This window comes from Mangrovibacterium diazotrophicum, assembly GCF_003610535.1.
GTDB classification, from domain to species: Bacteria; Bacteroidota; Bacteroidia; order Bacteroidales; family Prolixibacteraceae; genus Mangrovibacterium; species Mangrovibacterium diazotrophicum.
Genome location: NZ_RAPN01000001.1, coordinates 3,480,823 through 3,493,445, shown reverse-complemented (window position 1 = coordinate 3,493,445; position 12,623 = coordinate 3,480,823). Strand labels below are relative to the sequence as shown.

The 12,623-nt window shown below is 45.4% G+C and carries 10 protein-coding genes and 1 tRNA gene; 3 read left to right on the top strand and 8 right to left on the bottom strand.

Annotated features, from left to right (window positions below):
• Positions 1 to 20 precede the first annotated feature (20 nt).
• From BC643_RS13715 to ileS, 4 genes are all read right to left on the bottom strand, one after another.
• Positions 21 to 94 (bottom strand) — tRNA-Ile (locus tag BC643_RS13715).
• Between the two features lie 222 nt (positions 95 to 316).
• A complete protein-coding gene (locus BC643_RS13710; protein ID WP_120273625.1) occupies positions 317 to 964 on the bottom strand; it encodes a lipoprotein signal peptidase in 648 nt (215 codons plus the stop codon).
• A 66-nt stretch (positions 965 to 1,030) separates the two neighbouring features.
• A complete protein-coding gene (locus BC643_RS13705) occupies positions 1,031 to 1,408 on the bottom strand; it encodes a TraR/DksA family transcriptional regulator (RefSeq protein ID WP_120273624.1) in 378 nt (125 codons plus the stop codon).
• A 117-nt stretch (positions 1,409 to 1,525) separates the two neighbouring features.
• A complete protein-coding gene (gene ileS / locus BC643_RS13700) occupies positions 1,526 to 4,978 on the bottom strand; it encodes an isoleucine--tRNA ligase (RefSeq protein WP_120273623.1) in 3,453 nt (1,150 codons plus the stop codon).
• Positions 4,979 to 5,545: 567 nt separating this feature from the next.
• Here ileS and BC643_RS13695 point away from each other — a divergent pair.
• Positions 5,546 to 6,244 (top strand): ComF family protein, encoded by a 699-nt coding sequence (locus tag BC643_RS13695; RefSeq protein ID WP_120273622.1) that lies wholly within the window; start codon positions 5,546 to 5,548, stop codon positions 6,242 to 6,244.
• On the opposite strand, the gene BC643_RS13690 is transcribed toward BC643_RS13695, so the two are convergent.
• From BC643_RS13690 to BC643_RS13675, 4 genes are all read right to left on the bottom strand, one after another.
• Positions 6,245 to 7,099 carry a DUF4249 domain-containing protein gene (locus BC643_RS13690; RefSeq protein WP_120273621.1) on the bottom strand — a complete coding sequence of 285 codons (855 nt, stop codon included), beginning with the start codon at positions 7,097 to 7,099 and terminating at the stop codon, positions 6,245 to 6,247.
• 6 nt (positions 7,100 to 7,105) lie between these two features.
• Complete coding sequence (locus BC643_RS13685; protein WP_120273620.1) at positions 7,106 to 9,460, bottom strand: TonB-dependent receptor; 2,355 nt, start codon at positions 9,458 to 9,460, stop codon at positions 7,106 to 7,108.
• A 204-nt stretch (positions 9,461 to 9,664) separates the two neighbouring features.
• Positions 9,665 to 10,348: an SIR2 family NAD-dependent protein deacylase gene (locus BC643_RS13680; protein ID WP_120273619.1), complete on the bottom strand. Its 684-nt coding sequence runs from the start codon at positions 10,346 to 10,348 to the stop codon at positions 9,665 to 9,667.
• Between the two features lie 91 nt (positions 10,349 to 10,439).
• Positions 10,440 to 10,700 carry a putative signal transducing protein gene (locus BC643_RS13675; RefSeq protein WP_170154552.1) on the bottom strand — a complete coding sequence of 87 codons (261 nt, stop codon included), beginning with the start codon at positions 10,698 to 10,700 and terminating at the stop codon, positions 10,440 to 10,442.
• A gap of 241 nt (positions 10,701 to 10,941) precedes the next feature.
• Here BC643_RS13675 and BC643_RS13670 point away from each other — a divergent pair, with 241 nt between their 5' ends.
• Positions 10,942 to 11,469: an RNA polymerase sigma factor gene (locus BC643_RS13670; RefSeq protein ID WP_120273617.1), complete on the top strand. Its 528-nt coding sequence runs from the start codon at positions 10,942 to 10,944 to the stop codon at positions 11,467 to 11,469.
• A 185-nt stretch (positions 11,470 to 11,654) separates the two neighbouring features.
• Entirely contained in the window at positions 11,655 to 12,611 is a 957-nt protein-coding gene (locus BC643_RS13665) for a FecR family protein (RefSeq protein ID WP_120273616.1), read from the top strand.
• Positions 12,612 to 12,623 lie beyond the last annotated feature (12 nt).

The window sequence follows — 12,623 nt, the reverse complement described above, 5'->3', positions numbered from 1 at the left end:
CGATCTCTCCTTTATTACTGTGGGCCCAACTGGGCTTGAACCAGTGACTCCCTGATTATGAGTCAGGTGCTCTAACCAACTGAGCTATAGGCCCTGAATATTTTTATTTCTCTTTGTCTTTCGAACTTTTCTTCCCTGATTATGAGTCAGGTGTTCTAACCAATTGCACCGAAGCATCGGGGATAGCCGCAAATTAGTTCAATTTGCATTCGGAATCACCCCTTTTTTTCGGATTGCAAGTTTACGATATTCAGACTAAATACACAAACAAAAACTGAAAATTCGAACCTGTCGAAAATCAAGCTTTTCTGTTTATTCAGGCAGCTTCCTGCTCCTCTTTTCCTTTTTTATCCTGGTCTAAACGGCTGAATAATCTCCAATAGAAAATAATCACACTGAAGATCCCAACTGTAATTGCTGAATCGGCTACGTTGAAGACCGGGCGGAAGAACAAAAATTCCTGACCTCCAAGTATCGGAATCCAGGATGGGTAGTGTCCCGACAACAGCGGGAAGTAGAACATATCCACTACTCTGCCGTGCAAAAACGAAGCATAGCCTCCGCCTTCAGGGAAAAGCTCTGCCACACGCCCGTAACTATCATTGAAAATAATTCCGTAGAAAGCACTGTCGATAATATTACCAACAGCCCCGGCAAATATCAATGCCACGCAGGCAATAAAGCCCATGGGAATGTCGTCCCGTTTCACCAGTTTCAACATATACCAGGCAATTCCTACCACGGCAACAATCCGGAACAAACTCAGAAATATTTTTCCGTAGTCTCCTGCAAACTCAAAACCGAAGGCCATTCCGTTGTTCTCAACAAAATGGATCAAAAACCAATTCCCGATAACCGAAAATTCCTCTCCCAGAAACATGTTGGTCTTAATCCAAAACTTCAGCGCTTGATCAATCACAAGCACTGCAACAATGATAAGAACAGACTTTTGTAGTTTCGACATAATTACTCGTATTCAAAAAAAAGATTGGAAGAGAGTATCTTCCAATCATATCATGCAATTCGCTTTTTACTTTTGTTTATTCTTGGCGTCGATACTCAATGTTGCATGAGGTACCGCGCGTAATCGCTCTTTGGCGATCAGTTTTCCGGTTTCCCGGCAAATACCGTACGTTTTGTTTTCAATACGGATTAGCGCTGCCTGTAAATGCTGGATAAATTTCAGTTGGCGTGCAGCCAGCTTTCCGGCCTCTTCTTTTGACAAAGTTGCGGCCCCTTCTTCCAACACTTTAAATGTAGGAGAAGTATCCTGGGTATCATTCCCATCGCTGTGTGTGATGGAGTTCTTATAAAGCTCATAGTCCTTTTGCGCTTTGGCAAGTTTACCTAGAATGAGCTCCTTAAACTCCTGCAACTCAGCGTCCGAATATCTGGTCTTTTCAGCCATACCAATAAATTTTAGTTCGTTAGTTCCATACCGAATGATCTTTCGCTCTCATTCGGTTTCTAAATTATAAAATATATTTGATATCCGGCTGAATCGCGCGCGCGCTAAACCGCCGAATTATCTCTTTTTTTCAACAAAAATGCAGGCCTCAACGTCCTGATCAATCTCAACAGTTTGACCCTGTCCGTTTTCCAACGAATCAACCAATGTTAAATCAGCCGACAAGGTTTGACTGCTGATATAATCCTTGAAGCTTTCAACCGCCGCATTGTAAAAATCATGTTTAACAATTTTCAGCGAGATCCGGTCAGTTACTTCAAAATTGCTCTCCTTGCGGATATTTTGAATCTTATTGATAAACTCGCGGGCAATACCCTCTTGTTTCAATTCTTCGCTAATATTAATATCGAGCGCAATTGTTAATTCACCCTCTGTTGAAACCAGCCATCCCGGAATATCTTCCGTTGTGATTTCAACATCTGCCGGTGTCAATTCCACTTCCTGATCCGCAACTGTCAATTTGAAGCTGCCGCTTTTCTCCAGTTCCGAAATATCAGACTGCGTGAACTGCGCTACCGATCCGGCAATTTGCTTCATAATCTTACCATACTTCGGCCCGAGGGTCTTGAAGTTTGGCTTGATTTTCTTTTTAATAATACCGGCAGTATCGGTCAGGTATTCCACTTCTTTCACGTTTACTTCGGAAAGAACGATATTCTCAACCGCTTCAAACTGCTCTTTAAAGTGAGCGTTCAACACCGGAACCATAATCTTTGCCAGTGGCTGACGCACTTTCAGCTTTTCCTTGCGACGCAGACCCAAAATCATGGACGAAGCACGTTGCGCAATATCCATTTTTTGCTCCAGGTCCTTATCAATCCTGGCTTCGTCAGCCATTGGGAATTCAGCTAAATGCACACTTTGATCCGTTTCCAAACCAGTCAGTTTATTCAAATCAGTGTACAACTGATCGGAATAGAATGGTGCCAATGGTGCAGATAATTTAGCCACAGTTACCAAACAGGTGTATAACGTTTGATAAGCCGAAATCTTGTCTTTATCGTACTCGCCACCCCAGTAACGTTTGCGGCTCAAGCGCACAAACCAGTTACTCAGGTTCTCGTTTACAAATTCAGAAATCGCACGACCGGCACGTGTTGGCTCGTAAGTTTCCAAACTTTCGCCCACTTCTTTAATCAGCGAGTTCAGCAGGGAAATAATCCAACGATCCAATTCCGGGCGTTCTGCCAATGCAATCTCTTCTTCTTTAAAGCTGAAGCCATCAATATTGGCGTAAAGCGCGAAGAAGTTGTATGTATTATATAATGTACCGAAGAATTTACGACGAACTTCGTCAACTCCGCCCACATCAAATTTCAGGTTGTCCCAAGGTGCCGAATTCGTCAGCATGTACCAGCGTAGCGGATCGGAACCGTATTGTTCGATGGTTTCGAACGGATCGACTGCGTTACCTAAACGCTTCGACATTTTGTTACCGTTTTTGTCGAGCACCAGACCGTTTGAGATGATGTTGCGGAACGCAACCGACTCGTCGATCATCGTTGCAATGGCATGCAGCGTGAAGAACCAACCACGAGTTTGATCCACACCTTCGGCAATAAAGTCGGCAGGGAACACCCCACGTCCTTCTGCCGGCTGGTATTTTTCTTTGTTCTCGAAGGGGTAGTGGTTTTGCGCGTAAGGCATCGCACCCGAGTCGAACCAAACGTCAATCAGGTCGGGCTCGCGGAACATCTTTTCGCCATTCTCGGCAACCAGCACAATGTCGTCCACATACGGACGGTGCAGGTCAATTTTATCGTAATTGGTCGGTTCGTATTTGCCGGGCTCAAAACCTGCATACGGATTTTTCTCCATCACACCGGCAGCCACTGCTTTTTCAATTTCGGCAAACAGATCCTCAACAGAACCAAAACACTTGGTTTGCGAACCGTCTTCTGTACGCCAGATTGGAAGCGGTGTTCCCCAGAAACGCGAGCGGCTCAGGTTCCAGTCGACCAGGTTTTCCAACCAGTTACCAAAACGGCCGGTACCAGTCGATTGCGGTTTCCAGTTGATGGTGTTGTTCAACGCAATCAACTTATCTTTAACAGCTGTAGTGCGAATAAACCAGCTATCCAACGGATAGTACAATACCGGCTTATCGGTACGCCAACAGTGAGGGTAGCTGTGTACATGCTTCTCAACTTTGAACACTTTGCTATCCTTCTTCAGCATCACAGCGATGTCCACATCAACGGTGTTGTCATCGTCAGTGAGGCTATCATCGTAGGCATTTTTTACAAAACGGCCACTAAACTCAGCATAACTGGCAGTGTTGACGTTACTCGCTACAAAAGCCTCATCCATTTTTTCAATGAGGAAGAAACGTCCTGTCTTATCAACCAGCGGTTGGTTTTTTCCGTCCTTGTCAACGACCAAAAGAGGGACAATGCCACTTTGCTTGGCTACGCGATCATCGTCGGCACCAAAAGTAGGCGCAATGTGCACGATACCTGTACCATCTTCAGTAGTTACAAAGTCGCCGGTAATCACGCGGAAGGCGTTACCGTTTGGCTTCACCCAATCGATCAGCTGTTCGTAAGCTACACCTGCTAATTGCTCACCCGAGTACTCTTCCAAAACTTCGTAAGGAATCTTCTTGTCTCCCGGTTTATAATCATCAAAATTGAGTTCAGTATTTTTGGGATCGAAATGACTGTACAACAAGTCACGAGCCAGGATCACCGTCATTGGTTCTCCGGTATACGGATTGAATGACTTCACTTTTACGTAGGTGATTTTCGGTCCAACGCAAAGTGCTGTGTTCGATGGCAAAGTCCATGGCGTAGTCGTCCAGGCTATAAAGTACAATGGCGACTCAACACCTTCATACAAAAACTCTGATTTTTCGTCGCGAATCACTGAGAACTGCGCCACTGCAGTAGTGTCTTTCACATCGCGGTAACAACCCGGCTGGTTCAACTCGTGCGAGCTCAAGCCGGTTCCGGCAGCAGGTGAGTATGGTTGAATAGTGTAACCTTTGTACAACAAACCTTTGTCAAACAACTGTTTCAGCAACCACCAAACCGACTCAATGTAACGGTTATCGTAGGTGATATACGGATCGTCCATATTCACCCAATAGCCCATCTGGCGAGTCAGCTGTTCCCACTCGCGGGTGTATTTCATCACCTCGCGGCGGCAGGCTGCGTTATATTCTTCAACGGTAATTTTTGTACCAATATCTTCTTTGGTGATGCCAAGCGACTTTTCAACGCTCAGCTCAACAGGCAAACCATGCGTGTCCCAACCGGCTTTGCGGTGAACACGAAAACCTTTCATGGTTTTGTAGCGGCAAAATGTATCCTTAATGGCGCGGGCCATCACGTGGTGAATCCCCGGCATTCCGTTTGCAGATGGCGGACCTTCATAAAAAACAAAAGTCGGGTTTCCTTCCCGGGTTGAAATACTTTTATGAAAGGTATCATCTTCTTCCCATCTCTTCAGTACGTCCTTATTGATTTGAGAGAGATCTAATTGCTTGTATTCGCGGAATTTATCGCTCATTAGAATCCTATTTTGACCTATTTTTTAAAAATTCCACAAATATAGGAAAAATTTGAGTACCGAAGCCGGAATCCCCATGTGTAACCAGCATTTAACATGCGGATATTCAAGCTACGATCAGGCCATCCTTTCGAAACAAGGTTGAGTTGGGAAAAACAAAAAGGTTGCCGGGAAAAGCAACCTTCCGGGAATAAGTTTAAAATAAAGGGAAAGGGAGGTAATTTTTGACGAACTGCTGCTTAAAAAAATGCAGGCTGTTCATCGGTGTTCAACAAGTGTGATAAAACAAGAAACTCGTAAAACATGTAAAAACTGATTTACCATCTTGTTGACGATTTAAAACTACGAACATTGACCAACCATCCGTTTACGATTAAATTATCAGACTATCAACCATTTGTTAAATCACAATAGTCGAATATTACCTCAGTTTTAACAAAACGTAAAGCTATTATTACAAAACTAATATGCTCAAAAACAGCACTTTTAGCCTGATTCCCTGAAACGTACGAATAGCAGCGGTTACAAAACTATTTTTTCGTAACTTTTTGTTAGAATAAAATTAAAATGGCCTATCTGATCAAAGAAAGTCTGAACCAATTCCTCGAACTCATTTTCCCTCGTAGTTGCGTGGTTTGTCAGCAAAAGCTTATTCAAAGCGAACAGTATCTGTGCCTGAAATGCCTGTTGCACATGCCCCGGACAAATCACGCGAAAACCACCGACAACCCGATGGAACAACTATTCTACGGACGGGTTTCGGTTGAACGGGCCTGCGCTTTTTTCGAGTTCAAAAAAGGCAGTCCCTATCAGCAAATCTTACACGAGTTGAAATACCGCGGACAAAAAGAATTGGGCGAATATACAGGGAAGCTCTTCGGTGCGAGTTTGCAACAGGATCCCCAAATCAGAACTGCCGACCTCATTTGTCCGGTTCCGCTGCACCCGAAGAAAGAGCGAAAACGTGGCTACAATCAGAGCTACCACGTTGCTCTCGGCCTGTCCCAATCACTCAACATCCCGATTGATCACACCAATCTGATTCGAAGTTCACACACCTCAACCCAAACCCGCAAATCTCGCTGGGAACGCTGGCAGAATGTTGAAGGAATTTTTGAGACTCGGGATCCGGCAAAATTCAACGGCAAACACCTCATCCTGGTCGACGATGTCGCCACAACAGGTGCCACAATCGAAGCCTGCGCCTCGGCCATCAAATCAGCTTGCGATGCACGGATCAGTGTCCTCACCCTCGCCATTGCCTGACTATTCTTCCTTGTAGATGGTCGATCCACGCGAAATGGCTTGTGCCGAAAAGAAGCCCAATGCCCCATTACTGATGTTTCCTTCCGGGTTAGCCGACGGACCACTGAAAATCGGAACTTTCGTGCTCACTTCAGCCAAAACACCATTAATGAAATCGTAGTATTCTTTGGTAATGGCAGCCATCTCCAGCATCACAGTATCGCCGTCGGCTACCATTTCATCATTCTCTTCGTCAAAATATTGTACAATTGGCCCTTCAATATCGTTCCCGTTGAAAAACTTATCATCCGTCACCCAATAATTTTGTAGCGAGTCGGTGTACAATTCTCCGTTTTTATAAACTTTGAAAAGGTAAAAATCTTCTGTTTCGCCTGGCTCTTGGGCATAAAGTTCAACCTCCCAGCCTTCCCACCGATCGTTGTAAGTCACACTCACGCTATCAACTGCAGGAACCGGGTTCATGACCGATTCTGCAATGTAACTTTCAACAACACCATCCTCATTGGCATCAACGTTCTCGATGCGCAACGTATATGTTTTTCCGGGAATACCCGCGTACCCATCCTCCGTCAAATACATTCCGGGCTCTTCCAGACTTTCAGTCAACTGAACTTCTTTTTCTCCGTCACTCAAATAAACTTCCGCTCCGCTCACAACCGGCAGTTCCTGATTATCAAAATACGGCGCTGTCCGACTCAAGTATACGGCTTGTGCTTTCGGCTCGTCGGTAATCTCGGCAAAAACAACCAGTAAAGGATCGCCGGCTTCTTCCAAATCAATATCAACGCGTTCGGTACAGGCGGTATACAGAAATTGAAAGGCTACTAAAGTGAAAAGTAGATATCGTGTTTTCATGGTCGGCTAAAATTTGAAGTTGTAAGTAACTGACGGAATAATTGGGAACAAATAGGTTTTCTCGGCGTAAGTTTCATTCGGATTTTCTGAATCCTGTTTGAAATTCAGCGCCCAGGTGTTCTTCCGGTTGTAAAGGTTGTAAATAGAGAATACCCACTCGCCTTTCCATTTTCGTTGCAGATTCTTTTTACCCTGCAGCGTCAACGACACATCGAGGCGGTGGTAGGCATCATAGCGACTTCCATTGCGCTCGGTGTAAAGTGGAATAATCGTTCCGTTGATTTCGTAACGCTGAACCGGCAAGGTAACTGGCTGCCCGGAGGCGTAAAGCCAGTTGGCCGACATCGAAACCCGGGGGCTAATTTCATACGAAAGAACTGTATTAATCTCATGCGGCTTGTCATAAGGTGCCACATAGGTTTCGCCGTCGTTAATTTCAGCGATGGTGCGCTCGGCTCGGGAAAGGGTGTATCCTACCCAACCTGTCAAACGCCCCTCCGTCTTTTTCACCAAAAACTCCAAACCATAGGCTTTCGCCGAACCTGTCCGAATCTCACCTTCCATATACTTGTTCAGCAACAAATCCGCATGGTCAGCGAAGTCAATGGTGTTTTGCATGTCCTTGTAGTAAGCCTCGATGGAAGCCTGAAAAACATCGTTCCGGAAGTTCCTGAAAACACCGAATGCAAACTGATCGGCAATCTGCGGCGCGATATTCGGACTTGCCGGGAACCAAACATCCAGCGGACTGCCAGCTGTTGAGTTCGAGGCTTGCTGTATGTATTGGCGCGAACGGTTGTAATTGAATTTCAACGACCAGTCGCCATCGATCCGGTAGTTAATGCCAAGGCGCGGCTCCAGCCCGAAGAAGTTTTTATAGATCTCGCCACTTTTATAAAAGGTTGAGTCGCTCACTTCATATTGATCGTCATAACTGTACACCGTTGCCTTTCCCATATTTTGAAAAAGCGATGCCCGAACGCCGTACTTCACAACCACTTTTTCACCAACATTGAACTGATGTGACAAGTATGCTGCATGCTCCAACGCGTAATTCCGCTGGATCGTGTACTCGGAAAACACCGACTGGCTGCCAACTCCCCTGGCGGATCCGGGGTTAAAGGTGTGATAATAGGACTGCACTCCAAAATACAGCATGTTATCGGGCTTGATGAAATAGCTGAAATCGGCTTTCATCCCCCAATCCTGCAGGTCAGAGTCCCACAACCAGCTTTCCGGTTCATCTTCCGAGGTTCCGAGTTCATAATCGTAGCGGCTCCAAATGCCAGTCAGGTTCATGAAAAGCTTTTGGTTAAAGATGTGATTCCAGCGAACTGTGAAGGTTTTGTTACCGAAACCCATTCGAAAATCGGGGCTTTTCATGATATCACGCCCCAGATAACCACTCAAAAATAGCCGGTTATTTTCATTAATCCGGTGACTGAACTTGAGGTTCAAATCGTAAAAATACAATTTACTATCGCGGGCATTTTCATCGCTGGCCAAGGGAAGAAACAAGTCCATGTAGGTCCTCCGGCCGGCAACCAAAAAAGTCGTTTGATCTTTTTTGATCGGCCCTTCCAGAGTCAAACGGCTCGAGATGGTTCCAATACCACCAGTCCCGGCAAACTGCTTCGAGTTCCCGTCTTTCATGCGAACATCGAGCAGGGAAGACAATCGCCCCCCATATTGAGCAGGCACATCACCTTTGTACAAACGTAGATCGTTGATGGCATCGTTGTTGAAAACCGAGAAAAAACCCATCAGGTGCGAGGCATTGTAAACCGTTGCTTCATCCAACAGGATCAGGTTTTGGTCGGGCGTTCCACCACGGACGCTAAATCCGGAACCACCTTCACTGGTCGACTGCACGCCGGGCAACATCTGGATCGCCTTAATCACATCCACCTCACCCATCAATGCCGGTATTGATTTGATTCGCTTGGGCTGAAGTTTTTCGACACCCATTTCTACCCGGCTCAGGTTTTGGTCTTTCTTTTCAGCCTGAACGACCACCTCGTCCAAAGACTCAGCCGACGGCTCCAACTCTACTTCTTCCTGACGATTGGAGTCCAGGTAAATTTCTTTTTGGATAGACTCGTAGCCAACGAAAGAATAAACAAGGGTATAATTTCCGGTTGGAAGGGAGAGGGAATAAAAGCCGTAGGTGTTACTGGCAGTTCCGTTGCCGGTTTCCTGAACGAAAACCGTAGCGCCAATCAGGCTCTCGCCGTTTCGGGCATCTTTGATGTGCCCACTAATACTGAAGCGCGTGGGCTTTTCGACGGGCGACTGTTGCGCCCAAAGCGTAGTAATCCCTGCTGACAGAATCACCAGCAGGCAAATCGTTTTCTGAATCATTGTTTAGTTCTAATTGTTTCTCTTAGTTGACAAGAAAATTCTGGCTCCGTTGCAAATCGCCCGCAAAAATTTCGTGTTTCGACAAGATTCTTTCACAAAAATCCGTGAAAAGACGAAAATCAGCGGTTAAACGCCTCCTGTCTCAGGCAAAACAAATAAAAGCGAATGAGACTAAGAATCAACTAAAAAAACAATTCAAAAGCGTTAAGATTGTCCGAGCAAACTCTTCAGTTTCAGCATACCCGCTCCGGCTTTCTCTTCAATAAAGGTGACGCCTTTCATCGAAATCGGGGGACGCTCCGGGTCAATCACATAGATTGGACAGCTTGATGCTGTGTAATGAACCAAACCTGCCGCCGGATACACATTGAGCGAAGTCCCAATAACCAGAAAGATATCGGCTTGGGCGGCAATTTCAGCTGCCTCGTCCATTGCCGGAACAGCTTCGCCAAACCATACAATATGCGGACGAAGCTGACTCCCCTTGGGACACTTATCCCCAAGCTTCAACTCCCAACCATCCAATTCGAAAATCAAATCGGGATCAACCGAACTGCGAACTTTGGTTAGCTCGCCATGCAGGTGTAGCACCTTGGAACTTCCGGCACGCTCGTGCAGGTTGTCCACATTTTGGGTAATCACATGAACATCGAAATCCTTCTCCAGCTCAGCCAGCAGAAAATGCCCCTGGTTGGGTTTGGCATCGATTAATTGTTTGCGGCGGTCGTTATAAAAGCGGTTCACCAGCTCCGGATTGCGCTCCCAGGCTTCGGGAGTAGCGACATCCATCACATCGTATTCTTCCCATAAACCGCCCATATCGCGAAAGGTGCGCAAACCACTTTCCTGACTCATCCCGGCACCCGACAAAACAACCAATTTTTTCATGACGTTCTATTTTTCGCCCAAAGTTAAACAGACAAGGCCGGAAATCCGGCCCTGTCAAATGCATTTTTTAAAAACTTATCGTTGAATAAACCTAGTTATGCGTCATGTTATCCACAAACTTTTTTACAACAACCTTCGCCTCATCCAAATCCCTGTTAGCAACGATAACTTTTACTGCCCCGGCACCGCCCGGATCGGTCCACCATGGAGTTAGTGTTCCTACAATATTATCTTTCAGGAACGAATAAATTTCGGCATCATCAAGCATACTTTTCAACATTGCGGCCTGAATACTTGTGCCGGCAAATACTTCGACGGGAAAAATTTCCGTATCAGGATGTCTTGGCTTCATAATTGTCTGTTTTAAGTCAGTAAATCGTTTTTTAAGATAAAACAATTCAAACATTTGTAACATTACTTATGCTGTAGAGAACACCTGTTTTTGAGCATTCATTTCAGTGTTTTCGTCCGTGCTAAAGGCCTTCCAATTAAATTAAAGTAATAAAAACTTGTTTAAATCGTAACCGATTCTTGAAAAGGATGGAATGTCAGCATTCTATTTTTGAACCCGAAACCAAAAGTTCGCAAGCTCTATGAAAACTGAACACAAGCACGAACTGCTATCCTTGATTCGCCGCGATGACACCAAAGCTTTTACCAGGCTGGTTTCTGAACATTGGGAAAAACTTTTCATTTACGCTTTCAGACTCACAAAAGACAGGGAACTCGCACAATCTATTGTTCAAACCATTTTCATCGATTTGTGGGAAAAACGTCACTTATTGGAAATCCAGCAACCCGAAAGCTATTTGTTCCAGGCGGTCAAATTCCAGGTTTTCAAAGCCTACCGCGACCGGAAAATGAAACTCGAAGTGCTGCAAGAGAAATTCGAAGACTATCTGACCGAGCACGAAAATGACTATGAACCCGAATTGATTCTGCGCCTTCACCAAGCTATTGACCGATTACCAGATCGTTGCCGTGAAATTTTTCACCTCAACCGCTTTCATGAATTAAGTATCGACCAAATAGCCGAACAGCTCAACCTTTCCCGGCAAACCGTGAAAAATCAACTGACCAGAGCATTTCAACAAGTGCGCACCGAACTGCGCAACAACTAGCCCAGCCTTTCTCCCGGAGTGGATCTTACAACACGTTTGAACGGTTCAACATCGGAACAATTCAACTTTTTGAAAACTCCCTTTTCAATTTAATCGATCGTTCACTCAAATGTAATCGTTCCGGATGGTACGCTGGAGCAGTTTGCGGTACTTCTTCACGGAAACAAATACGAAAGAAGGATCTCATGGCAAACAGAGCACACAAACTCGACAAACTGATTGATAACTACCTGAACGAAAAATCAAGCCCGGAAGAAAAGCGCTTGCTGGATGATTTTGTCAGCGACGACCAATTCAATTTACAATGGGAACAAAAAGAAATGGGCAATCAACAGGAAGTTTTCTCGTCGATCAATAACGCGATCCTGAACCAAACCCGAACGAAAAGTTTCCACGCCATCAGCAAACAGCAAATTCGATGGACGATTTCCGTTGCCGCTTCCTTACTATTGCTTATCGGTGTGTACTCCTGGATAAAATTCACGCCCGAGCCACTCCAACAGTATAGTTTCAGCACCGAAGCTCAATCCGACTCACTGTTGCTGCCCGATGGATCTGTCATATTTCTAAGTCCTGAAACGGAACTAAGTTACGACAACCGTTTCAACACCGAGAGGCGCAAGGTGACTTTGGTTCGCGGAAATGCTTTTTTCAAAGTTGCCCGCAACCCTGAAAAACCATTCATTATCAGCTCCGGAGCAATAAAAACCAAGGTACTCGGAACCTCCTTCAATATACACACGGCAATTAACGGCTACCGCGTGACTGTACACACGGGTAAAGTCAATGTTTCATCCGATTCGGAAAGCGTCGACCTCACTCCCCTGGAGGAAGTCAACTATTCCTCGGCCAGCGGAAAGTTGTCTGTTGGCAAAGTCAGCCCGGCAGCAATCAGCCCCTGGTACAACAGCGACATTACACTTGCAGATCAGTCGCTGGAAACGATCCTGAATCTGATCGAACAGAAATTCAACCTTGATACCATTCGGGTGGAAACCAAACAGCTCGAAGCAAGAGCCACAGTTTACATTGCCCGCGACGCCTCCTTAAACTCGATAGTAGAACAATTGAATTACATCACCAATTTAAAATTCGAAATCCATGGAAAAGAAATAAGATGCGCCCATGCAACGGAAATCTAACGCACCAATAAT